Below are 24624 nucleotides of genomic sequence, written 5' to 3'. Positions count from 1 at the left end.
CTATTTTATCTACAAATCAGCTATAAAACAATTAGACATTAGAAGTTCGCATTTGTTACAAAAATTCATAAAAAAAGAATTGTTTCCCTAATTTTGCCTGACTTAATTAAAACAAAATGTATAAATTCTCATCTTCTCTATTTATAATTCTTACTACCGTAGTACTAACCAGTTGCGCTACATCCAACAAAATTGAGGCTTTAAAACCTGAGCCGGATGATGCTACACCTTTAGTGTATGATAACCTTGCATCCTTTATTAACATGCCCATTAGTATCAAACTAAAAGATATTGAAAATCAAACCAACTCAATCCTTACTGGGCTCATATATGAGGACAGCAATATTGAAGACGACAATATTGAAATAAAAGTTTGGAAACTGGCGCCCATTACAATAAAAAATGATGCTAGTACAAAAAGCGAAAAAATAAGAACCGTTTTACCGCTAAAAGCAACCATTAAATATAGAATTGGCACAAAAAAAATGGGTGTCGAAATGTATGATACTAGAGAATTCAACCTCAATGGTGTTGTTACTTTAGTAAGCGATGTGGCTTTGATAAATTGGAAATTAGATACTAAAACAGAACTAAAATCATTAAACTGGAACGAAAGCCCTACCATGGCAGTTTTTGGAAAAAATGTTCCAGTTACCTATTTAATTAATCCTGGCATAAAACTTTTTAAATCGAAAATTGAAAAGAAAATTGATGATGCTATTGCAAAAGCTATGGATTTTAAACCTACAGTTTTGACAGCTTTAGAAAAAATTTGCGTTCCTTTTCTCATGAATGACACTTATGAAAGCTGGTTTCGAATTGTACCAATTGAAATTTACTCAACCAGTGCCAAACTTAAAAATGATACTTTCGTAATAGAAATGGGAATGAAGTGTAACATGGAAACGTTCATCGGCAAACAACCAGAATCCAAATTCAACCCATCCAAAATTGTCTTAAAACCCGTGGCTAAAATTCCCGAAGAAATTACCGCAAATATTATCGCTGTTTCGAGCTATCATGAAGCCTCAAAAATCATGAGCAAGAATTTTGTCGGACAGGAATTTGGGTCTGGCTCTAAGAAAGTGAAAGTACAAAATGTGGCAATCTGGCACAAAAAAGGAAAAATGATAATTGCTTTAGACGTATTAGGATCTGTAAACGGAACACTATATTTGACCGGTTTTCCACAATATAACGACAAAACTAAAGAAGTATTTTTTGACCAATTGGATTATGTTTTGGACACAAAAAATAAATTGATACGAACGGCAAATTGGCTTGTACAAGGTTTAGTACTCAAAAAAATACAACAAAACTGTCGCTACTCTATAAAACCAAACCTCGAAGAAGGCCAAAAAAATATAATGGGGTATTTGAAAAATTATTCGCCCATGCAGGGTGTTTTTATAAATGGAAAAATGGGAGAGATTCAATTCCAAAAAATCCAATTAACAAATCAAGCAATTCTAGCTTTTATAAAAGTAAAAGGCATTGTGAATATATCCGTAAATGGATTACAATAGATTTTTCTACATTCAAAGATTATTAACTTGATTTATTCTTTTTCATTCTATAAATAGCATAACCGATTCCCGCAACAAGAATATATGGAATGACCATTAGATAAACAATTCCATCATTGACAGCAGCAGCTGTTACTGTATTGTCTTTACTTGTTAATGCGGCGCGACACATGGCACATTGTGCTTTTGCGGTCATTGAAAACAAGCTAAAAAACAATACAGAAAAGTAAATAAACACGGTTCTCATTGTTTTTACTCTTGATTCTAAACAATTGATTCTAATATACATAATAAGGTGAAATCATTAAATAAACTACCACTCCGGTCACAGCAACATACAACCAAATAGGAAAAGTGATTCTGGCAATTTTTTTATGCCTATCAAAATTTTGTGCCAATGCTCTAACATATGTTATCAAGACCATAGGAATAATGGCAATAGATAAAATAATATGGGTAATTAAAATCAGTAAATAAACGATTCTTAAGGATCCGATACTTAATTTCTCTGAGTCCTCCAATATAAGATTATGATTTGAATCTCCAAACACAGCTGAAACTGAAGTCATATGGTAAGCAACATACATTACAAGAAAAGCAATTGATAGCGCGATAGCACTTGTCATCAACCTTTCATGAAGTGCTCTTTTACCATTCTTAATCGCAATTACCGCCCCAATTAACAAAACTGCAGTAATCCCATTGGTTGTTGCATAAATAGGAGGCAAAAAAGAAAGAGGTTCCACATCATATCCAAGGTCTTTTAACTTTACGCCAAATAGAATAGCAACAGCTACCGGTATTATTACGGATACCGCAATTATTAACTTGCTGAATTTTTGTTCTAAAGAAATGTTTTCCATTTTATTCTTTTAATAAAATATTAATGTCTTGCTGGATGTTTCTCACCCCTTTTTTATCTAACCCATCATAGTATAAAATTGGATTTCCATATTCATCATTTCTACAACGAATATTTCCATTTTTATCAATCAAGGCAAACAAACCTGAATGTTCAAACCCTCCTGCCACTTTTTTATTTTCTCCTGCATATAAATTAAACCCTTTGTTGGCTAGATTAAAAATATAGGCTTTATCACCTGTAAGAAAATTCCAATTTGATGATTTTACGCCTAATACCTTTGCATGCTCTTTTAATACTTGTGACGTGTCATGCTCTGGATCTATCGTTATAGAAACAATTCCAAAATTAGGATTGCCAAAAAAAGTTTTTTCAAGAACCAACAGACTTTCATTCATTTTTGGGCATATTGTAGGACAAGTTGCAAAGAAAAACTCTAAGACGTACACTTTACCTTTATAAGTTTCATTATTAATTTTCTTATTATCTTGATTTAATAATTCAAATTTAGGTGCTGGACCTATCTTAACTAACAAATCATCTTCTGCAGTTTTTGGATTGACTCTGTCGAGCCGCTCTCCTTGAACTACTTTGTCGTTTTTAATCCTATCTACTATTTTTGGAACTGCATAAATACCAAAGATCAAAATGATAAAAGAAATTCCTATGTATGATTTATTTTTAAACATATAATATAAAAATTAAATTTGTCTTGTAGCATTATTATTTTTTTTGAGAGCTGCACGGTATTCATAAAGAATTACTTTAAAATCATCTAACATTTCATTACTCAATTCTGCTGGATGAAATGTATTATAGCCCTCTTTGGTATTCTTTACTAACTTTCTTCCTCGAAGATTTCGTTTTTTATCAATAATATAGACCTTAGGAGTTCCCAACTTTTCATCTAAGTTCTCAACCAATTTTAATTGAGCATAATAAGTATTAATCTCTTGAGGAGAGGCGAAGATAAAACGCCATTGGGCAACATCCGTAAAAGCAGACAAAGCATCAACTACTTTTTTAGCATCTTTTTCAGTTCCGGTTGGGCAAATTACCACAAACTGAACATCTTTGAATTCATGATACCTTTGGTAAATTTTTTGATTTAAATTGAAAAGATTTCCTCGGTTTTTTAAAAGCTCCGTTCCAGAAAATCCCAGAATGGTTACTTTACCATTCAAACTAACTTTTTTACCGTCTAAAGAGTGCCAATTTCCAAAATCTGCAGTGTTAGGTGTGACCGTTGGCAATTTAGTAAATCCATTTACCCCAGAAGCGAAAAAAAGATAGGCTACGATAGGTAAAATAAAAAGAACGAAAAGAACAATATTTTTTTTCATTGTAATGCTACTATTTAAAGTACAAAAATAAAAAAAGGTACGCAATGCGTACCCTTTTATTGAATTAATATCTTGTTAAAAATTCCATTTAATGGTAGAATTCTTAAAAACCTCATAAATATAATCCCCTTCTGTCAAAAGAATAAAGAGTAAATATAAAATCAGAAAAATTACTGGAAAAACAACTGCACTTCTTAAAGTACTTTTTTCACCTTCCATGTGCATAAATGCCCATACAATGTAATATGCTTTAAAAATAGTAAGAGCATAAAATATCCAATTAAGTAAATTCATACTTAAAAAATCATTCATGAAAAGAAAATCCGGTTTCAATATCCCTAAATAAACTTCTACTACTGTAACGGCAGATAATATTCCGAAAACTTTCCAGATTCTACCTATGTTAGATACGTGTTCGTGTGACATGATAATTGCTTTTTGAAATTAAACTAGATAGAAAACTGTGAATACAAATACCCAAACTAAATCGACAAAGTGCCAATAAAGCCCTACTTTTTCTACCATTTCATAACTCTTTCTTTTTTCATACGTTCCAATTAATACATTGAAAAATATAATAATATTAATTATGACTCCTGAAAAAACGTGAAATCCGTGAAATCCGGTGATAAAGAAAAAGAAGTCAGCAAATAATTTACTTCCATATTCGTTTCTTTGCAAATTAGCCCCTTCAACAACATAATGTGCCTGACTCAATCGTGCTTCAGATTCTACTCTTGAAAGAATTGTTTTTCTCTTTTCTTTGGTTATTACCTCGGTTCTGATCAAAAGTTCTGGATGTGCTTTAAAACCCGCTTGCACTTCAGCTACAGAGTACGATGGTAAAACAGGTTCACTCATGAACCATTTCCCTTTATTTCGTGTCAATTGTTCTCTTTCTTCCGGTAGAGTTGCAGCAAAATCAGCCAAAGCTACTCGATGTCCTTCTTTATCCACAAATTGAAGCAAACTACCTCCTTTTGTTTCAATAGCGCCATATTCGCCTTTGATGAAATTTTTCCATTCCCAAGCTTGAGATCCTACGAAAATCAAACCTCCGATAATGGTTAAAAACATGTAAAGAACTACCTTGTTCTTTTTCATTTGATGCCCTGCATCAACGGCCAAAACCATTGTTACAGATGAAAAAATCAAAATAAAAGTCATTAATGCCACATAATACATCGGAGCAGATACTCCGTGCATGAATGGGAAATGTGTAAACACTTCATCCGCTAACGGCCATGTTTCAATAAATTTAAATCGTGAAAAACCATACGCCGCTAGAAATCCAGAGAACGTTAAAGCATCTGATACGATAAAAAACCACATCATTAATTTGCCATAACTTGCTCCCATTGGCTCATTGCCGCCTCCCCAAGTTTTTTCTTCACTATTTGCAGTAGTAACTGTCGCTTCCATAAAAGTTATTCGTTAAAAAGTTCCCAAATTTACGTTTTTTTCTTATTTAAAGAAATATAAAAACAAAAACAAATAAACCCACAATATGTCCAGAAAGTGCCAGTACATTGCACCTAGTTCAATTCCAAGGGTTTGAGATGAATTGTATTTTTGTTTAAAATGATTATAAATTATAATCAGAAGTGAAATCACGCCACCAGCTAGGTGAAACAAGTGCACAACGGTTACAACATATAAAAAAGTAGTGGTGATTGAGCTTCCACTTCCGGTGAAATAATAACCATTATCTACTATTTGACCAAAACCTACAAACTGTAAAATTACAAAAATTATTCCCAATGCTAAGGTAGCTAAAAGAAGCTTTGTAGTACCAGTTTGATTGTTTTTTTGAATCGCTTTTTTTGCCAAATGAAAAGTGATACTGCATCCTATAATTGCAATTGTACTGTAATAAAATGCTGTTGGCAATTGAAAGTCCTTCAACCAATCTGCTCTGGATTTACTTACCACAAAAGCACTTGTAAGTCCCGCGAACATCATGGTCATACTTACCATGGCGAACAATAAAATCAATTTGTAGGACCTTGCCGTTCTCGATTTTTGTTCAGCTGCTGTCATTATCATCTCCATAACTATCTTAAAAATTTATCAACTATATAAACTAACTGTAATAATGTAATATAAGAAACACTGACTAACATTAAAGTCCTTGCTGCTTTTGCCGTTCTTAATTTGTACAAGCGAATGGAATAAAACAACATCCATAGTCCAAGTAAAAATACAACAATTGCGGCAATTGGCGTTATATACAACCGTCCTGTGTATCCTAAAACAGGTAAAAGCGATGCTAAAATAAGCCAAACTGTATATAAAATAATCTGCAAAGCCGTGCCTTTGTCTTTCTTACCTGTGGGCAACATAAAGAAACCCGCTTTCTCATAGTCTTCATACAAAAACCAACCAATCGCCCAAAAATGAGGGAATTGCCAAAAAAACTGTATTAGAAATAAGGTTCCCGCTTCTATCCCAAACTCACCTGTCGCCGCAACCCAACCCAACATAAAAGGAATAGCTCCTGGAAAAGCACCCACAAAAACAGATAATGAAGTCATCGTTTTTAATGGGGTATAGACACTTGTATATAAAAATATTGAAATAGCGCCAAACATAGCGGTTTTAGGATTGATCGTATAAAGTAATGCAAGTCCTATCAATGTTAAAAGGCTCGCTATAATTAACGCTGTCATTCTAGACATCCTCCCTGCCGGAACGGGACGATTTTTCGTTCGATCCATTAAGGCATCTAAATCTTTTTCGATAACCTGATTAAAAGCATTGGAAGCACCCACCATACAATATCCCCCAATAGCCAACTTTAACAACACCATCCAATCCAGAGAATGGAAGTCATAAATTCCAAGCATAAATCCTGCAATAGAAGAAAACACGACACTAATAGCAAGTCGAGCTTTAGTGATTTCTCTGAAATCAATGTAAACAGATTTTAATGAAACAGTACTTTGTGTTGCGTTCAATGCTAAAGATTATTTGCTTTGTAAAAACTTTTGCAAAAGTAGGGTATCAAAAGGGATTTGACAAAAAACAATTCATAAAAAAAAATACAAAACAAAAATAAAAATTAATAATCAAAATACCAATTAAAGATATCTGCCCTTAACCCCAAAGTAAACCAATTCGTACTTTCTCTAAAAGTAGTTGCCGTATTTTTGGTTGGGTCAAAACTTCTATAAATAAAACTACCAAAAAGTTTTAAATTTGTTGTTGGATTTATCAGATATCCCCCTTGTAAATCAGCAATAAAAACTGCCGTTTTATTTCCCTGACCCACTTTTACACCACTATCAAAAGGTCTGTTTTCATCATAATCTTTATAAATATTTCCTCCATAATTGAAATTATCTTGTGTTGTATCAAAATCCAATCCTCGAGTTCCTGTAGTCAATTTTACATCAGCAAAATACCGCCCTTTATGATAACGGGCTATGGCGATTAATTCCTTAAAATTTCCTCCCCATTGATGTCCTATACTTTGATTGTTGTGCCCATAATTAGTGATCGGCATACTATGAGAATAGACATAGGGACGGACATGATTGTACTCTAATTGCACTAGTAAATTATCCACCTTGAAAGCATTGAAATACTTGACGCCTAGCTGATAGCCATACTTGTTTTTCCAACTATTGTCTCTTTTCTTGACATCACCAAGAGAAAATTCATCTAGAATAAATTGTCCGTAAAAATTAATTTGATTGCTCCATTTGTATTTATACGTCAACCCTAAAATCGCATTTCCACTTCTCGCGGAAGATGCAAACTCAACAGAGCGATAAAAAACAATTGGATTCACAAAACTTACATCAAAACCTCTGTCATTAGTATTCGTCCAAATCACCGACTCAAAAAAGCCAAGATTCAATCTATTCGAAACATTCCAACTCAAATAGTGATTTGCCATAAACTTAGTAGCGTAGGTTCGTTCCAATGTTACTTCGGGACGAACATCTTTGAGCCACATATAAGTATTGGTATATTTAATTTTCCAGAAATTCGTATTCAATTTAAAGTACGGATAGGGACTGGCGCCATCACTTTCTAACAAAGAACGGTAACCATCGCCTATAAAATTCCTCCCATAACCCAGCTGTAAATCAATATATTTACTAGGAGCAAACGTCAAATTGGCTTCTGCCAAAGGGAAATCATAGGCATCCGTTTTAAAATCTTTTGCAATTCCAATACCAGGGATAATTGCAGGATTTCCCCCCGCAGGCCTAATGGATTCGGCATAACGATTGTAGTAGTCCGCAAAACGGCCTTGACTTTCAAAAACAGTTGTGGTAAAATTCAGCGTTTTTCCTAAACCGCCGCGAAAATTAATGCCCCGTGTATTCACATAGGTATAGGAGGCTTCACTTTTTGATGCTTTCCCAATTTGTACATCAAAAATAGGATTCAGTGTAAACCAGTAGCCTTCCCCTTGAATTTCTACAGTATTTTTATTCCATAACTTTCTCGTCCACCAACTTGAGGCCTTCTTTTTTAACTTTTCATTAACTCCTTTCATGTCATAATACTTTGATACCTCAGCATACGTGTAGGGTTTAGAAGCTGTATGATTGTTGCTTCCCATCTGATTTAATGAAGCATCAAATTGCGCATAATAGCTATGCGAGAAAGGAACATTTAAATGACTTTCTAATTCAGGACTATTGAATTTCTTATAAACAATACTATCCAACTCTGTTAGCTTTTTAGTATTGTTTGGTATGATTTCGGCTTGCGCCAATGTTTCAGCAACTACTTCCGCTCTGCTTTTCAATGGAATCGAAATTGCCATTGTAAATCTCGCATAGGTTGGTTTTCCGTTATACGTAGAAGGTTGTATTTTGGGAAATTCACTAAAAACTCTTTTCGTTTCTTCTATCAATTTCTCCTCAATGGCATCCACATAAATCACTTTAAAAAAACCCTCGCCGTTTACCTCAAAAAGTACTTTTACATTACCCTGGAAACCATTTTCTTTTAAATGCTCTGCAACTTCAAAATTTGCAAAAACAAAATCCTGTACTTGATCGTAAAAGCAATTCTCCAATACTTTAGACTGCACGTTCACACAATTGGGAAAAACAGGAAAACGTTCTGCAGAATTACCGGATTGTACCGTTACACTTGTTATTTCCTGAGCAGAAATAAAAAAGGAATACAACAGCAAAAGCAATGTGAACAATCCTTTTTTCATGCTTAATTTCTTTTTCAAATTAATATTCATTATCTAAATTTTGACCATCAGCAATCCTTTTTGCCCCGGAGGTTCCTATTCGTTTTACACCCAACTGAATCATCGCAACAGCTTCTTCATACGTTCTGACTCCCCCTGCAGCTTTCACCGGAAGAGGGCACGCATTTTCAAGCATCATCATAATAGCTGAAATAGTAGCTCCATTTGGTAAATTATCCTCCGTTCTATAAAATCCTGTCGAGGATTTTACAAAAACCTGAGGAAAAAACTCTTGTTCAAAATTAGAAACAATTACATTTTTTATCAGACTTGATAATTGAATAATTTCTTTATCATTAAGTGCCGCTACTTCAATAATCCACTTTACTACTTTATTATTAGACAACCCTAATTGGGTACATTTTAAGATTTCTTCTTTTATTATATCAGTTTCACCATTTTTGAAAGCTTCATAATTACAAACAAAATCCAAATCATCGGCACCATCTTGAATCGCATTAAGGGCTTCTTTAAGTTTATCTTCAACTGAAGATTTGCCTTCGGGAAAATCAATCACAGTTCCAATCTGTACAATCGAATTAGCTTTTGTTATCATATTTTTGGCAATTGAAACCATTTCAGGACGAATCATAATCAGTTTAAAATGCTGCTCAATTGCTTCCTGAATAAATCCCTGAGCAACAAGACTATTTTGCGTTTCATTCATACCCGCTTGCTCCGCAGTTTTTAAATAGGTGGAATCTAAATATTGCCTGATATTCATAGTGTTTTTTTGATTTCTTAATTTTACCAAATTATAACACAAAAATACATTTTATCCGAACACAACTTTCATATAAAACTCCTCTATTTGATTTATTTAGATCTATAACAAATATTTTACTTAGTTTATAAAAAATACATATTAAACAACAGTCTTACGCACATAAACATTGCCTTTGTAAAATACCCAAAAACAAAAAATCCCACCGAAGTGGGACTCTATTATTTTTTGAGATTTATCTTTGCTTAGTATTCAGACCAAATAAAATAACAACTCCTGCAGCTAAAGTTGCTCCAGACAAATTTGCTAAAACATCAAAAATATCTGCATGCCTGGTTTTGGTTAACATCTCCTGCGCAATTTCAATTCCAATGCCGAAAATAACAGAAAACAGAAATGAAACCATTAAGGATTTTAAACCATTTATTGTATCCGACCGACTTTTTAAGACCAAGAAACAAAGCATTGTCAATACAAAATGAAAAAAAGCATGTACAAATTTGTCTAAATTTGCAACATTTCCCAAAGGGACATTATTCAATTGTACCAAACAAAAAAAAGCAATTGTTCCGGCCCATAGTAAAGCAGCCCAAAAATAGAATTGTTTAAGCACCTATTAATTCTTTATACGAATCACTGGAAAGTAACCCATCAACTTCATCCAAATTTGCTATTTTAATTTTGATCATCCATCCAGCACCATATGGATCTGAATTCACACTTTCAGGAGTACTCTCTAAAGTATCATTGAAAGCAATAATTTCACCTGCAATAGGAAGAAATAAATCTGAAACTGTCTTAACGGCCTCTACTGTTCCAAAAACTTCATCTTTCTCTAATGTTTGGTCTAACGTTTCTACCTCAACATATACAATATCCCCTAATTCTTTTTGTGCAAAATCAGTGATCCCTACTGTTGCGATATCGCCGTCAATACTAATCCATTCGTGATCTTTAGTGTACTTTAAATTTGCTGGTATGTTCATCTAAATTGTAATTGATAATTATTAATTGAAATTCTCTGTGACAAATGTAACAATCTTCTGTTCAAATCTGGTTTAGATTTTGAAAAATTAATTTCCAAAATTATACCTTAGCGTAAATCCAGATCGAACATTCGTCAACGGAAAAGAAGTCGAAATTACTGCTTTCGAAAAAGAATGATCGTAATAAAAAATAGCCGTCAGATTTTTACTGAAAGCATAATCAGCCGTTAATTTTACAGACCATATATTTTGTCCACCTGCCAGTTGATTGTTATCATAATCTAAATACCGAACAATAGTTTGATTGTTACGATAGGACACATCTCCTTTCAAATTGATATCACTTTTTATTATTCCTGTTGGATTATCCGCGAGTCGTGAAGAGAAAATTACATCTTTAAATCGATACCCCATTCCCACTATATATTCAATTCCTTTTACTTCTGTCAATAAATTATTGTCAAAACTCATGGACAAAGCCCTGTCTTTTTTAATTTCGGTGAGTACTTTTAAAGAGCTTTTTAATTCAAAATCCATTCTTAACAACGGACTAAATTGTTCTACTAAGTTAATATTTGACATAATCGTCTGATTGTAAAAATTACCGTTTGCATCTACTCCATCTGGTGCATTATCATATTCAAAATTCGATCTAAAGGCGTTTATAGTATATGATGCTCGATAATTGTGTTGCAAGGAGAAGCGTTTAAAATTCTTTTTGAAAACACCATAACGCATCAATCCATTGTATTTTATCGCCCAGTTCGGTATTGGAAAACTTCTAAAAATCCCCAAGGAAACATTGGATGCATCACCTCCTGAATAGGCTGCTAAAAAGGCCGGTAACAATACGGCTTGATTATTTTTGCCGTATCCCAATGGAAAGCCTTCGGCATCTCGATTGTTAAGATTGTTTATGTCGATTCCTCTTTCAGTTGCCAAGCGATTTGCCACGGTAAGTCGGTTCATTCTAAAATCATCAAAAGCTGCTGAGCTATTTTCATCACTCACGGAGAAAGACGTTTTAATCAAAACTGCCGAAATAGAGAAAATACCGGTATTGTAGGGCGATCGGGCATTGTAAACTCCATTTGAAACATCGTATTGTTCTGAAAAATTTTCAGAAAAAGCCCTGTCTAATGTCAGATCAATTTTTAGATCTGGAAACAAATCAACATTAGCTGTAGCTTTAAATAATTTATTGGTTACCTGAGAGAAGTTTTGATTGAAGTCCGGATAATTCGTTAACCATCCATTTTTAGCTGCTTCGTAACGCACATCATCTTGACTTCCAAATATAAACCCTAATGACGGTCTTGAAGAACCCAAGAATCCAACACCGGGAGTATATCCTGGTAAAATCGTACCGCTGTTGTGGGTATAATTCATTTGAATATTCTTAACACTGGTCAAAATTCCAATTAAACCATCAAAAAAAGGATTGTTCTTTGGAATTTGAGTCGCGTTATTATTCACTATTTTTTCACCTGGTTTTGGGGCTGCTACTTTTGGTTTCGGAACCGTTTTATTGGTGTTTTTTGTTACTCCTAAATACTTATACAACAGTTCCATATTGAATGCTGCACTCAGATTGTTGGAACTTGCATTTTGAATGGTATTCCCCAAATTATAATCATTCCCATCAATTTGTATTTGAGACAGTGCATTAGAGGTACGTTGCCAGCTGTAGTCCCCTGTATACGAATAATTTGCTTTTACGAAACTGAATAAAGGAATTTTATTAATTGGAATTTCATAATTTAAAACCAATTGTTGCATGTGCTGGTTTGGATCACCAATATCCCAATAACTGTCCCAAATGGTAAAGCTATCAATAGGCTCATTATCTGCATTCAAATAATTTTTTACAATATTACTCGAGGAAGCTGTATAATTTAATTTTATTGATTTAGTCAAATTATAATTGAAGCCGTATTGATAATTAAAAGCGAAATTTCTGCGGTATAAAGGATCCAGACCTATCCCTTCAACTTCAACTTGTCTAAATTGTTGGCGGTTGTATTGTCTGATAATGGTACTGTTAAATGAAATATTTGACGGCAAATAGTTGAAATTTAAATCACTTAAAAGCTTCCAATAATTGCTTTTTTTCATGAATTTCGATTTCTTGAACGGCTCCACTGCTTTAGGTTTAAAAGTGTATGCATAATCCACCGATGAATTCACTTGCTGATCTACATAATCTTCAATTTCAAAATCATGTCGTTCTACTTCATTGAAAGACTGCGAGAATGTGAAATTTTCCGGGTCGTAAACACGTTGTTTCTGTTCTGGTTGACGTTCTTTTCGTACACCAATAAAGTTTATACTCTTGCGCTTTGTGTAATCAACGGCTCTACTGGTAATATTGTCCTTTTGATTTTGATCCGCAGTATTCTCAAGTAATAGTTTTAATTTAATATCTTGATTGAAAGGGTCGTATTCTGGAGTTATGGTTTCTTCGCCAATAGCGTAATTAAATGGCAAATTAACCCCCCATTTTTGAGGCAATAATTTTCCAAGGTTTACATTCGTTACAATACTGTATTGTTCCGTATCCTCCCGACTTCTTTCGTTTGGTCCTTGTTCTAGCGATCCAAAACCAATAGTGCTTTTTCTGCCAGAAGCTGAAACAGTCGCAAAATCAGCTAAATTTGAATCCACATTTAAAACCGCCGCCATTCCGCCTTGGTTGTCCATATCCGCCAAGCGAAGCTCATTAAACCAAACCTCCCCTTTTATATCGTTGCGAAGGTCACTGTTTTTCAAACCTACCATTAGTGTTCTCACTAAGCCAAAGTTAGGATTTCCTTTTATCCCTAACTTTAAAGTAGTACTGCCGTCTCCATCTGGCATACTGGGATCAGTGTCTGGATAATAAATACCGTCTAATGGCAATGTACTTTGATCTACACTCATTGCTAAAATCTTCAATTTAGTCAATAATGCCAAAGACAAATCAATTTCATTCTCTTCTGGCCAAACTGCTTCAGCACTCAAAGGAGAACAATCAGCATTGGATCCAGACGAAGGAATAGTTACTTTTAAAGGAATCTCAATTTGATAGAAATTTTGGGTAAAATCATTTCCAAAGCGAATAAAACCTACCATTTGATTGTCTTGAAGTGCGATTTCGCCCGTTAAAGATTCCGCGTGTAAAAACATTTTCAATTTCTTGAATTGCCGCATATCAATACTTACATTTTTAAAAACAGCTCTGGAATCTTCTGGTTCTAATCCGTCTCCGGAAACTCTTAATGCCAGGGATTGCTCATTCTGATTGATAACCGTATTATTATTGTATAATTGCTCTCTCTGTACACCTGGCGGAGTAATATAATTCACAGGACATCTTTCGTTATTTTCCTGAACGTTCACGGCCAAAACATCTAAATTAGTGTTGTCATCCGCACTATTTGTATCATTAAAATCAAGGGTATTGGTATACCTTCTCCATTCTCCACGCACTAAATCCAAGGCTCCAAAACGAACCGTCACTTCGTCATTAAAACCTGTCATGAACATTCTCATAAAACGGATGGATCTAAAATCAGAAATGTTTCCAATAACATTTTCTGGCTGAGAAACCGGAATTTTAAACTGTAACCATCTGGCTTCAGTGGTAGAACCATCTGGCAGGGACACCTGCGTGTTTCTTATATCAGTAATATAATTTTGTCCAATACTCATTCCGGGTTGTACATCAATACTATATTCATAGTAAGCATTGATAGTATTCATCGTATTGTCCCTGTTTATATCTTCCACATCAGGAACTGTTGATGATCCTCTGTTAGGATCATTAATATCCACGGCGGAGTTACCATCGGTACCATTATACATTTTATAACGGTCTAAGATACCTCCTGATGCATTCAAATAAAAAGTATAATCATCTGCTGCAGGATCTAGTTCTGATGCGAAATTAGTATACACGGATCCTTCATTTGCATTAGCCAAACCATCCAACCCAATATCTTGATTCCTTCTATTCTCAGCATTGGTGTCAAAAGCATAAATCAATGATTGAGAAGCAGGAACATCACCCCACAGCGGTCTTGGATTTACTAATATCTGGTCAGGACCAAGTCCATTCTCATATTGTTTTCTTCCATCTTTTAAGACATCCTCCGCTATTTCCCCTAAATTGAAATATATTTTTCCAGTATTTGATTGAGGAGCCTGACCATTTCCAACGTACGGGTCTAACACCCAAAACTGAATGTATTCCACATTTCCTTGTTCAAAATTTGTAGAATTTAACGAACGCATAATCCCTCCAAAATTTTCTGCTGGGTTTAAAGCTCCATTTGGATTATTGTTATAGGGTCCCCGATCAGATGGGTAATAACTCAGATCTAACGTATTTATAATTTGCGATTGACCTTGTGCAATATCCGTCAAAGGATACAATTCCTCACTAAAAATTCTTCGGGTTTTATTGAAAGACAAATCTTCATTAGAGATTCCAACGGGCTTTTGCGTATAAAAAACAGGGTCAATAGAATACCATGCTAATCTGGCTCTTTTGAATCCATAGCTCAAATCATTAGCGCTAGCATTAAAATCATATGTACTTGTAGCGTTTCTATCGGGTGTTGATGCCAGACTCCAAGAATAAGGAGAACGCATATCGATGGTAGATTGGGAACCTTCAAAATCATCTACATAAATGGTAGATTCTCCCTGAAACTGATCTGCTTTTGGTGAATCTGGTTTCAAAAAGGCTATTTCCCCTCGTACCGAAAGATTCGAAGGCACATCAGTATCAATATTTGGTAATTTATTTACCAAACGGGTTAGGAAAGGAACTTCGGTAGAGAAATTAGTATTGAATCCAAAAATGGTATTGTTTACGGATTCCTGCCCAAAGCTTGATTTTTGTGTAAACGGTCGTTCAGACATTTTTAAGAATGTACCCCCAACCACAAAGTTTTCGGAAATTTTATGCTCTACATTTAACCCCATAAATCTTCTGGTTTGTTGACCAAAAACAGAATTGTTTTCTAATGACACTTCAATAGGTGTATTTGATGCTTGCAATGAGGGGTCCAAAATTTGAACGCGGCCTAACTGATAATTGACGCTGTAATCAATTCCTTCCACTAAAACTCTTCCAGCCGCAGTAACTACTACTGATCCTTGAGGAACATTGAATGCGCCAATTGGAATTCCGTCGCTACCAGTCGATTTGTATTTTCCTCTCAATAGAAATTTATTTTTATCGCTGTCCTGCAAAGCGCCAGATTGGGTATTACGGTACATGTTACGAAACACGTATTTCTTCTGATTTTCATTATAAGTACTAACATTGTTATAATTTTCTGCTGAACCCGTATTAGACAATTTAGAAAATAATAGTTCCCCAAAAGGTTCTTTAGTGGTGAATATTATTCTTCCGTTTTGCGCATCTATTGTCAAACCCGGTAGGAAATCAAAAAAACCATCTCCACCGGTTTGCGGATCATTATTATAATTTAATTTATCTAAATTAAATACTTTCAACAAAGGGGTTTCGGCAACTTCATTTTCTTTGGCAGGATTTGCTGGAAAAGGAATTCCTGCAACTTCCGTAATGTAATTTAATGGTGAAGGATCTGTATAAAGAATGTTAAACCTAAAATCTTCTTGTTTCAATTGATAGCCACCTTGAATCTGATAAATATTTTTCATCATCAGGTTCCAGACTGGATTTTTTACGTTGGTCAAATTGCTTTTCAACATTTTCAAGACTAAACTTTGTGAAATAATTGCTTGGTTTGAGGGAGTATTTCCTGTTACCACGGTTGCATCTACGCCATCGTTACCAAATTCTCCCACCTGATACACTTTGTCTCCTATCGTATATTGATAGGCAACTGCTAAAACCTCATCGTTAGCCAATCGTTGTTGCAATGAAATATACCCTAATTGCGAATTGAAAGTATATTCATTCGGATTCAATTTTCTGGCGTTTTCTAATTTAGAATAATCCTGCCCCTCACTGACAGTGACGTTAAACCCCGAATTTGCAGTTACTATTTCACGAATATTACGATTCAGCAAACCTGCTCCCGTAAGTATTTGAGAGGGATCATAATCATTATTAGAGTTGTCCGTAGGAGAATCTAAAGGATTGTTAAAAATTCCTGATGAAGGGTCTAAAACTACCACTTCATTATCAGGTAATCCAGACAATTGCCCTTCCCCTAAATCCTGAAGCGCAATAATATTTCTTAAATTATTATTGGTCGTTGTAACGCGGTTTTGTTTGTTGGTTACCCAAATTTCGATTCTCGAGATTTGAACCCTACTATCAACAAAGGGATAATTTACCAGTGATTTATCGTACCTACTTCTAAAATATTGGGAAAGGAAAAAATGCCTGTCACTATCATAATCTAGAGCAAACATCTCGAAATCCTCTATTGTTCCACCGCCTTGAGCAATTAAACTTTTAGTTTGTGATTTTTGTTCCGAAAAAACGCCAGTTATAGTTGTTTTCCCAAATTGTAGTTGCGTTTTTACACCAAATAAACTTTGAGCTCCTCTTATTAGAGAACTATTTAGTGGCATACTCACATTTCCTACTTCAATTTTTTGAATAATATCATCTTCTGAAGGAGCGTAATCTAATTTAATTAAATTTTGAAAAGCAAATGTAGACTGGGTGTCGTAATTTGCATTAACATTAAGTCGTGTACCCACTTTCCCCATCAGACTCATACTGATCCTTTGATCAAAATCGAAAGATAGCGTAGACCTATTTCTTGGCGAAAAGGATGGATTATCTTGTTTTGTGTACCGCATTCCCAAATCCATTTCTACGGATCCTGTAGGCTTCACATCAATAGTATTACTTCCAAAAATAGATTCAAAAAGACCCGATTTTACATAATATCTGGGCAACAAATCCCTTTTAGCCAGTTCGCTACCTTCTTTTTTTCCATCAATAGCATCTACTTTTTTCTTGAAGTAATCTCGCATGGATTCTTTCAAAACAAGATTTTCGTATTCTTTTGGAGTTAAAATTATAGGATAATTAATAGAAAACCCATCTACGGAATTCGTATAAACATAACGATCCGTAACAGGATCATACGTGTAAGCCGAAAGAATACTTTGAGGGTTTTTTAGTTGAAGTTTCCCAATAGAAAAACCAGTTTTAACGGTATCCTGAGCTGCCTCTTTTACTTGTGCCTGCGACACTAATCCACAAAATAAAACAAGCAAAAAAATACAAATTTTATGCATACAACTCGTTTTCTTAAATACCTTTTAGAGGTTCTTTAACGCTTTTTTGATAATTGATTCTACAGAAGCATCTGGATCTTCTTGGACTATTTTTTCAATAAGTTTTTCGGAAGTTTTTCGTACAAACCCAAGGACTTCCAGAGCAGATAACGCTTCATCTCGATTTGTATTGCTCTGTGACATAGAAACTTCATCTAAATCATATAATTTTAATACTTTTTCCTTTAAATCAAGTATTACTCTTTGAGCTGTTTTACTGCCTATTCCTTTTATAGATTGAATAGTAATTACATCTGCAGATGCAATTGCATTAGTAATTTGTTTTGGATCTAATGAGGAAAGCATGGTTCTAGCTATACTCGCTCCTATCCCAGAAACAGATAATAAGAGCCTGAAAATTTCTCTTTCTGACTTTTCCATAAAACCAAAAAGTGTATGCGCATCTTCTTTTATCTGAAGATGCGTATACACTTTTATTAAATCTGTGTCTGGTAGTAAGGAATACGTATGTAAAGAAATATTCACATGGTAGCCAACGCCTCCACAATCAATAATTATTTGCGTGGGTGATTTCTCTACTAATTTACCTTGTAAATGTGCTATCATGAAGTGTTAATATATTTCCAAATATAACAAAATTAGCATACGGTTAAATTAAATTCATAATTTTAACTACGCTTCTTGCCTACAGACTATTAAATTAAATTTGTTTTGCTTTTTTCATTTCTTTTTCCTGAGCATCAATCACCGCAATAGCAGCCATATTCACCATTTCCTCAACGCTTGCGCCCAATTGAAATATGTGGACAGGTTTACCCATTCCTAGCATGATAGGGCCTATTGAATCAACTTTATTCAATTCTTTCAAAAGCTTATACGTAATGTTTGCTGATTCTAAATTTGGAAAAATTAAAGTGTTTACTTTTTTACCTGCTAATTTTGAAAAAGGAAATTTTGCTTTCAACATTTCTGGGTTCAACGCAAAATCTGCTTGAAGCTCTCCATCAATAATCATCTCCGGATGATTTTTATGTAAATAAGCCACCGCTTCTCTTACTTTGGCTGCACTTTCACTTGTAGACGATCCAAAATTAGAAAATGATATCATTGCAATCACTGGTTCTACCCCAAACATTTTGGCTGTTTTAGCCGTCATGATGGCAATCTTAGCTAAATCATCTGCTGATGGGTTGATGTTTATAGCGGTATCTGACAAAAACATGGGCCCACGAGCCGTCATCATCATGTTAGTAGTAGCTATAATAGAAGCTCCTGGCGCTTTTTCGATGAGTTGCAACATGGGTTTAACAACAGATGGATAACTTCTTGAGTGTCCTGTTACCAGTGCATCTGCTTCCCCTTCATTAACCATCATTGCCGCAAAATAGTTTCTTTCTCGCATTAATTTTTGCGCATCTAAAAAAGAAATCCCACGTCTTTGTCTGGAAGACCAATACGTTGTAGCAAACTTATTTCTTCTCCCTTCTTCCTCTTTTATTTTAGGATCAATAATTTGAACATCCGCATCAAAACCAATTTCTTCTTTTAGTTCCAATATAATTTCTTTATTCCCTAATAAAATTGGAAAACCAATTCCCTCTTCCTGTACAATTTGAGCCGCTTTAAGCACATCTAAATGGTCTGCTTCAGCAAAAACAATTTTCTTAGGATCCATCTTTGCTCGGTTTGTAATCAAACGAACCATTTTATTATCATTCCCTAGACGATCCAAGAGTTCTTCTTCGTATTTTTTCCAATCCGTAATAGGGTTCAATGCTACACCCGAATCCATTGCTGCTTTAGCTACAGCCGGAGCCACAATAGTAATTAACCTTGGGTCAAAAGGTTTTGGGATAATATACTCCCTACCGAAATTTAATTTTGTAGCACCGTAAGCCACATTTACTTGCTCCGGAACTGATTCTTTAGTCAACAAAGCCAGCGCTTTGACAGCGGCCATTTTCATGGCTTCGTTTATTTTGGTTGCACGAACATCAAGTGCCCCTCTAAAAATATAAGGAAATCCAAGAACATTATTCACCTGATTGGGAAAATCCGACCGACCCGTTGCCATAATCACATCTTTACGGGTTGCAATAGCAAGGTTATAATCAATTTCTGGATCTGGATTAGCCATTGCAAAAACAATGGGATTATCAGCCATTCCAAGTAACATTTGTGGAGACATAATATCTCCTGTAGACAAGCCTAAAAAAACATCTGCATCAACCAAGGCTTCTTGCAAGGTCATTGCCGGAATATCTTTGGCATATTTTTGTTGCAGTTCAGATAGTTTAGGATTGTCTCTTGTCAATAATCCTTTGCTATTAAACATGAAAATATTTTCAATTTTAACCCCTAATAAAACATACAAATCAGAACAAGCCAGTGCTGCTGAACCTGCTCCTGAAACTACTAATTTTACATCCTCAGCTTTTTTATTCGCCAATTCTAATGCATTCAATAATGCAGCCGAAGATATGATAGCCGTACCGTGCTGATCATCATGCATTACTGGAATATTCAACTCTTCTACTAGCCGTCTTTCAATTTCAAAAGATTCAGGTGCTTTTATATCTTCTAAATTAATTCCACCAAAAGTAGGTGCTATGTTTTTTACAGTCTGAATAAATTCTTCAATATCCTTAGTGCCAATTTCAATATCAAATACATCTATATCAGCAAAAATTTTAAACAACAACCCTTTACCTTCCATTACTGGTTTAGAAGCTTCTGGACCAATATCACCCAATCCTAAAACGGCAGTGCCGTTTGTAATCACAGCAACTAAATTTCCTTTTGCAGTATATTTATAAACGTTGTTTACGTCTTTTGCAATTTCTAAACAGGGTTCAGCGACACCAGGGGAATAGGCCAAAGATAAATCTCTTTGCGTTGCATATTTCTTTGTAGGAACTACTTGAATTTTACCAGGAGTTGGCTTTGCGTGGTATAATAATGCTTCTCTTCTTTTGCTATTTTTGTCCATTGTTTTTAGATTTTATTCTAGTTGACAAAGATATAAGACTTGCTTTAAAAAGGAAGCTTTTATACTATTCTTTTATAAAAATAGACATGTATTGACAAACAAAAACAGCTACAAAAAATTTGTAGCTGTTTTAATTCTTAAGGCATTCCGCTTTTATTGTGTTATGTAGGAGTTTAAATGTTCAATTGTGTCTTTTTGTAAATCAATTATTGCTTTGACTACATCACTAATGGAGATGATTCCAATTACAATACTATTCTCTAAAACGGGCAAATGCCGAACTCGTTTTGTACTCATTAACTCCATACAGTAGTCTAAATTATCTGAGGGACTTACTGTCACGACATCTGTTTCCATGATTTCATGTACAAAGGCCTTCTTTGAACTCTTGGCCTTTAGAACAATTTTTCTAGCATAATCCCTTTCCGATAAAACTCCTTTCAGGACAGTATCTTCAATGATAAGAATAGCTCCGATATTTTTTTCGCTCATCACTGTCAGTGCTTCATATACAGTGTCAGTGGAAAGTATGGAATATACTTCCTTTCCTTTGGTGCTTAAAATTTGATTAACAGTCATAATAGGTTCATTTAGTGAATTATAAAGTTAAAAAAAATATGCATTCAAACCACAAAAAAATATTTTTTCAGCATTAAAATAAATCATCTGGTGAAATTAACGCTTCCAATTTAGCTTTTAATTTCGCATCCAAAATCTGCAAACCATATTGGTAGGAGGCATTTACCCAACCAAACCCTTCCTTAGCGATGTAATCAAATTTAGTCCCCACATTACCATATTCGGCAAAAACTTTATGAGAGCTTATTTCCAGATCAAATTTTTCAGGAATCGTACCGTTGTAGTCCACTGCATTTTTAGTGATCAACCACAACCACCTGTACACCATTTCCTGTGCCTTATCTAAATAATTGTACTTTATCAATCCTTCCCACAACAACATTTGGTGTGGCGCCCAACCAAACGGATAATCCCATTGCCGTTGTGGTGCATCTTTAGATACATGCATCACACTCGCCTTAGTACTTCCTGTAATACCTCCCTTTTTTATAAATTGAGGCAAAACTATTTCCACTAATTTTTTAGCCTGGTATTCATTACACAACCCAGCCCATAAAGGGAAAAATGTTGAGGCAGCTTCAAATGGCAACTGTTTTTCGTGTACAAAATCATAATCAAAATACATACTTGACTGCTCATTCCAACACAATTCGTCGATTTTATTTTTTCTGAAAAGTGCTTTTTGTTGCCATTCTTCCGAAGTATGCATTACAGCTCCCACTTGGAAAGCATTATTGAAATACTCTTTTATCAAATAAGCAATATCGTTTTCATATTTATAAAGAAAACTATTGACGTCTACCGAGTTTAAATTGGCACACGTATTTATAAGCCTATCGGTGGTGTCATGCCCACTTTCTCTCAAACTTCGATCATGAACGAAATACATATCTAGAGTAGCATCAACTAAAGTTCTGTTTAAATATTGCTTTTCAAATTCTCGAATTGGCAAGTTGTATTTTCTAGCATACGGCTCTAAAACATCATCAAAATGACCCGGCTCCACCTCAAATGGCATCCCCACCCCATCTGCTTTATATCGATTTAAACCCGTTAGGGTTAATCGTTTTCCTTGTACCATCCAAACCGTATTGTATTCTAAAATAATGGTTTCTAAATGACTTCTCAACCACTCTAAATCTGGAACTTTCTTTTTTACAATTTCAATTATCAACGAAGAATACAATGGGGGTTGCGTTCTAGTTAAGTAATAACTTCTATTTGCATTTAGAATTTTACCGTAATGTATGATTTGATATTTAAAATTTTCAGCAATGGCCATAGCTTTCTCCAATTGATTGTCAATTATCAAAGCAACACCAATAAAATAACTATCCCATCCATACATTTCGTTGAATCTCCCGCCAGGAACCACAAAAGGAACACCTTGTAAACTATATCTTTTTTGCTCCAATGCCAAAGCAAGTATTCCGGGTTTTTGATTTAAAGTTTCCACATATTCCATCGAATAATTTTCAGGCAGAATTTCAACTTTAAAATTTGGCAATTCTTTTTCTAATTCCTGAAAATAAGATACTCCCTGCTTATCTTTTGCAGAAACATAAAGTGTTGCCACATCACTGGATGTCTTTTCATCCGCAAGGATCTGGGTCAATCCTTTTTTATCAATGGTCCGTGTCAGTTCGTCCCAGTAATCATCTCTGATTTTTCTTGAAATCCGCTGTACTGGATTTTCTTGAATTCGATCAAGATCAACCTCTCCCAATACTTGATTTGTTTCCTTAAGTTGAGCTAATTCCTGTAATAAATTTGATAAGTAGTAGGTCCCAACAATAATTTCTTCTTGCTTAGTAGTTTCGTCAACTAACACAAATCTTTTAGGTCCGTTATCGTCTTTAGTAATCTTTTTGTCATGATCCGTATCTTCCTGAAGCAATAGTTCATGGAACACTTTGTCTATATTAAGTAAGAATTTCATTTTTTAGAGGTTAGATTTTTTAGAATAAAGAAAGAAATAAACAACAATGACATTGGAATTAATGTGTAGTAAAACGCATTTTCCGGCCCTTCATTTTTAAACAAATAGCCAATCACTCTAGAACCCAAAGTCCCGCCAAGCGCAGAGAAAACTACAATTAAACCGGTCATTGAACTGTGCATCTTTTTTGGCAAAGCACTTAAAACCACTGAATTTAGCAGCGGATAAATAGGCGCTATAAAAAGTCCGACTAACGGAAATGCAAATCCTATTAGTGGAATATCGTTCAGCGAATTGATTTCTTTTACCTCTAATCCTACGGTTTTAGGAAGTACAAAAATCACAATAAGCATTGCCGCGACAGTACAAAAACTGAGCACCCAAATCCAATTGACTTTTTTAGTAATAGCTCCGGCTAAAAGCCTTCCTGCTGCCAATGAGATTGCAAGAATACTAGCCATCATAATGCTGATATTCTCTGGAAGGTGCAATACTTTACTATTAAAAGTCGGCAACCACGACATAATACCCTGCTCAATCATTACAAACAAGAACGCACTGATTACAAAGACGATAGTTAGCAACTTAGCGAATAATTTAAACATTTGTTTAAAGTCATCTGCTAAATCAACTCCTAGAATTTCGGTTTTGTTTTCGAATTTAGTAAAAAATAAAAAAACAAAAGACACTAATGAAATTCCCGCCAATAACCAATACACGTTTAACCATGAATCCGGATTTGTTTCGGAGTTGAAAGCTGGAAATAAAAAATACGCCAATGCAATCCCTATCATAAACACCCCTTCGATACTGCTCATTAAGCTATTGTGCTCCTGCTGATTCTCTGTTATGGTTCCAATAAGTGAATACACCGATACTTTTATTAACGCAAATGAAACGCCAACGGTAGCAAAAAGTAATTTTGCCGTTCCAAAAGAATTCCCAAAATACATACTAACGCACGCTACTGAAACCAAAGCCAGACCAATAAGCATGGCGCGCTTGTAGCCTATTCTGGGTAAAAAAGAAGCGATTAAAAAAGAAACTATGGCAATAGGCAAATCTTTGAAAGCTTCCAAAACACTGGCTTGCAGTTCATCTACTCCATAATTTTTTTGTGCCTTAAGGATCACAATTCCTACGCTGTTCAGCAGTATGGCAAATACAAAGTAATTGAGATACATGGCAATTTTAACCGTACTTTTTTTCATGTTATATT

The 24624-nt window shown here is 34.7% G+C and carries 19 protein-coding genes; 1 reads left to right on the top strand and 18 read right to left on the bottom strand.

Features of this window, described 5'->3' with window-relative positions; all coding sequences use genetic code 11:
- The first annotated feature begins 116 nt into the window (after positions 1 to 116).
- Positions 117 to 1526, top strand: coding sequence for a DUF4403 family protein (locus tag AC0608_RS06045; RefSeq protein WP_478288445.1), 1410 nt, complete (start codon positions 117 to 119; stop codon positions 1524 to 1526).
- 22 nt (positions 1527 to 1548) lie between these two features.
- Here the strand turns inward: AC0608_RS06045 and AC0608_RS06040 are convergent, their stop codons facing one another.
- The 18 genes from AC0608_RS06040 to AC0608_RS05955 all read right to left on the bottom strand — a co-directional run bounded on the left by AC0608_RS06040 (position 1549) and on the right by AC0608_RS05955 (position 24616).
- On the bottom strand, positions 1549 to 1773 hold the full coding sequence (locus AC0608_RS06040) for a CAMCR motif-containing small membrane protein (RefSeq protein WP_502306418.1): 225 nt from the start codon (positions 1771 to 1773) through the stop codon (positions 1549 to 1551).
- 31 nt (positions 1774 to 1804) lie between these two features.
- Positions 1805 to 2389, bottom strand: a complete 585-nt coding sequence (locus AC0608_RS06035) for a DUF420 domain-containing protein (protein WP_417958656.1) — start codon at positions 2387 to 2389, stop codon at positions 1805 to 1807.
- Position 2390: 1 nt separating this feature from the next.
- On the bottom strand, positions 2391 to 3077 hold the full coding sequence (locus AC0608_RS06030; RefSeq protein WP_478288443.1) for an SCO family protein: 687 nt from the start codon (positions 3075 to 3077) through the stop codon (positions 2391 to 2393).
- A gap of 12 nt (positions 3078 to 3089) precedes the next feature.
- Positions 3090 to 3731 (bottom strand): hypothetical protein, encoded by a 642-nt coding sequence (locus AC0608_RS06025; protein WP_478288442.1) that lies wholly within the window; start codon positions 3729 to 3731, stop codon positions 3090 to 3092.
- A gap of 75 nt (positions 3732 to 3806) precedes the next feature.
- Positions 3807 to 4157, bottom strand: a complete 351-nt coding sequence (locus AC0608_RS06020) for a cytochrome C oxidase subunit IV family protein (RefSeq protein WP_417958659.1) — start codon at positions 4155 to 4157, stop codon at positions 3807 to 3809.
- An 18-nt stretch (positions 4158 to 4175) separates the two neighbouring features.
- Positions 4176 to 5153: a cytochrome c oxidase subunit 3 gene (locus AC0608_RS06015; RefSeq protein WP_478288441.1), complete on the bottom strand. Its 978-nt coding sequence runs from the start codon at positions 5151 to 5153 to the stop codon at positions 4176 to 4178.
- 42 nt (positions 5154 to 5195) lie between these two features.
- Positions 5196 to 5783, bottom strand: coding sequence for a cytochrome c oxidase subunit 3 (locus AC0608_RS06010; RefSeq protein ID WP_417958661.1), 588 nt, complete (start codon positions 5781 to 5783; stop codon positions 5196 to 5198).
- Between the two features lie 2 nt (positions 5784 to 5785).
- Positions 5786 to 6688, bottom strand: coding sequence for a heme o synthase (cyoE, locus tag AC0608_RS06005; RefSeq protein WP_417958662.1), 903 nt, complete (start codon positions 6686 to 6688; stop codon positions 5786 to 5788).
- 104 nt (positions 6689 to 6792) lie between these two features.
- The gene (gene remB / locus AC0608_RS06000; RefSeq protein WP_478288440.1) at positions 6793 to 8946 is read right to left on the bottom strand and encodes a gliding motility outer membrane protein RemB; all 2154 of its coding nucleotides are present in this window, start codon (positions 8944 to 8946) and stop codon (positions 6793 to 6795) included.
- Positions 8936 to 9679 (bottom strand): deoxyribose-phosphate aldolase, encoded by a 744-nt coding sequence (gene deoC, locus AC0608_RS05995; RefSeq protein ID WP_478288439.1) that lies wholly within the window; start codon positions 9677 to 9679, stop codon positions 8936 to 8938. Before deoC ends, remB begins: the two co-directional genes overlap by 11 nt.
- A 235-nt stretch (positions 9680 to 9914) precedes the next feature.
- The gene (locus tag AC0608_RS05990) at positions 9915 to 10292 is read right to left on the bottom strand and encodes a VanZ family protein (protein WP_478288438.1); all 378 of its coding nucleotides are present in this window, start codon (positions 10290 to 10292) and stop codon (positions 9915 to 9917) included.
- A complete protein-coding gene (gene gcvH, locus AC0608_RS05985) occupies positions 10285 to 10665 on the bottom strand; it encodes a glycine cleavage system protein GcvH (RefSeq protein WP_417958666.1) in 381 nt (126 codons plus the stop codon). Before gcvH ends, AC0608_RS05990 begins: the two co-directional genes overlap by 8 nt.
- An 87-nt stretch (positions 10666 to 10752) precedes the next feature.
- Entirely contained in the window at positions 10753 to 17898 is a 7146-nt protein-coding gene (gene sov, locus AC0608_RS05980; protein WP_478288437.1) for a T9SS outer membrane translocon Sov/SprA, read from the bottom strand.
- A 24-nt stretch (positions 17899 to 17922) separates the two neighbouring features.
- A complete protein-coding gene (ruvA, locus tag AC0608_RS05975) occupies positions 17923 to 18504 on the bottom strand; it encodes a Holliday junction branch migration protein RuvA (protein ID WP_417958668.1) in 582 nt (193 codons plus the stop codon).
- 94 nt (positions 18505 to 18598) lie between these two features.
- Positions 18599 to 20887 carry an NADP-dependent malic enzyme gene (locus AC0608_RS05970; protein WP_478288436.1) on the bottom strand — a complete coding sequence of 763 codons (2289 nt, stop codon included), beginning with the start codon at positions 20885 to 20887 and terminating at the stop codon, positions 18599 to 18601.
- 153 nt (positions 20888 to 21040) lie between these two features.
- A complete protein-coding gene (locus tag AC0608_RS05965; RefSeq protein WP_417958670.1) occupies positions 21041 to 21466 on the bottom strand; it encodes a CBS domain-containing protein in 426 nt (141 codons plus the stop codon).
- Positions 21467 to 21539: 73 nt separating this feature from the next.
- Positions 21540 to 23405: a trehalase family glycosidase gene (locus tag AC0608_RS05960; RefSeq protein WP_478288435.1), complete on the bottom strand. Its 1866-nt coding sequence runs from the start codon at positions 23403 to 23405 to the stop codon at positions 21540 to 21542.
- Positions 23402 to 24616 (bottom strand): MFS transporter, encoded by a 1215-nt coding sequence (locus AC0608_RS05955; protein ID WP_478288434.1) that lies wholly within the window; start codon positions 24614 to 24616, stop codon positions 23402 to 23404. Before AC0608_RS05955 ends, AC0608_RS05960 begins: the two co-directional genes overlap by 4 nt.
- Between the last annotated feature and the right edge of the window lie 8 nt (positions 24617 to 24624).

Source organism: Flavobacterium sp. GNP008 (assembly GCF_056428965.1).
The sequence above is the reverse complement of the archived record's forward strand: the minus strand, read 5'-3'. Positions and strand labels throughout refer to the sequence as shown.

What these genes read in the sequence shown, in the direction of transcription:
- AC0608_RS06040 (WP_502306418.1), bottom strand. Translation starts at nt 1,773, where the DNA reads ATGAGAACCGTGTTTATTTACTTTTCTGTATTGTTTTTTAGCTTGTTT.
- AC0608_RS06015 (WP_478288441.1), bottom strand. Translation starts at nt 5,153, where the DNA reads ATGGAAGCGACAGTTACTACTGCAAATAGTGAAGAAAAAACTTGGGGA.
- ruvA (WP_417958668.1), bottom strand. Translation starts at nt 18,504, where the DNA reads ATGATAGCACATTTACAAGGTAAATTAGTAGAGAAATCACCCACGCAA.
- sov (WP_478288437.1), bottom strand. Translation starts at nt 17,898, where the DNA reads ATGCATAAAATTTGTATTTTTTTGCTTGTTTTATTTTGTGGATTAGTG.
- AC0608_RS05955 (WP_478288434.1), bottom strand. Translation starts at nt 24,616, where the DNA reads ATGAAAAAAAGTACGGTTAAAATTGCCATGTATCTCAATTACTTTGTA.
- AC0608_RS05965 (WP_417958670.1), bottom strand. Translation starts at nt 21,466, where the DNA reads ATGACTGTTAATCAAATTTTAAGCACCAAAGGAAAGGAAGTATATTCC.
- deoC (WP_478288439.1), bottom strand. Translation starts at nt 9,679, where the DNA reads ATGAATATCAGGCAATATTTAGATTCCACCTATTTAAAAACTGCGGAG.
- AC0608_RS05960 (WP_478288435.1), bottom strand. Translation starts at nt 23,405, where the DNA reads ATGAAATTCTTACTTAATATAGACAAAGTGTTCCATGAACTATTGCTT.
- AC0608_RS06010 (WP_417958661.1), bottom strand. Translation starts at nt 5,783, where the DNA reads ATGGAGATGATAATGACAGCAGCTGAACAAAAATCGAGAACGGCAAGG.
- AC0608_RS05970 (WP_478288436.1), bottom strand. Translation starts at nt 20,887, where the DNA reads ATGGACAAAAATAGCAAAAGAAGAGAAGCATTATTATACCACGCAAAG.
- AC0608_RS06035 (WP_417958656.1), bottom strand. Translation starts at nt 2,389, where the DNA reads ATGGAAAACATTTCTTTAGAACAAAAATTCAGCAAGTTAATAATTGCG.
- remB (WP_478288440.1), bottom strand. Translation starts at nt 8,946, where the DNA reads ATGAATATTAATTTGAAAAAGAAATTAAGCATGAAAAAAGGATTGTTC.
- AC0608_RS06045 (WP_478288445.1), top strand. Translation starts at nt 117, where the DNA reads ATGTATAAATTCTCATCTTCTCTATTTATAATTCTTACTACCGTAGTA.
- AC0608_RS06025 (WP_478288442.1), bottom strand. Translation starts at nt 3,731, where the DNA reads ATGAAAAAAAATATTGTTCTTTTCGTTCTTTTTATTTTACCTATCGTA.
- AC0608_RS06020 (WP_417958659.1), bottom strand. Translation starts at nt 4,157, where the DNA reads ATGTCACACGAACACGTATCTAACATAGGTAGAATCTGGAAAGTTTTC.
- gcvH (WP_417958666.1), bottom strand. Translation starts at nt 10,665, where the DNA reads ATGAACATACCAGCAAATTTAAAGTACACTAAAGATCACGAATGGATT.
- AC0608_RS06030 (WP_478288443.1), bottom strand. Translation starts at nt 3,077, where the DNA reads ATGTTTAAAAATAAATCATACATAGGAATTTCTTTTATCATTTTGATC.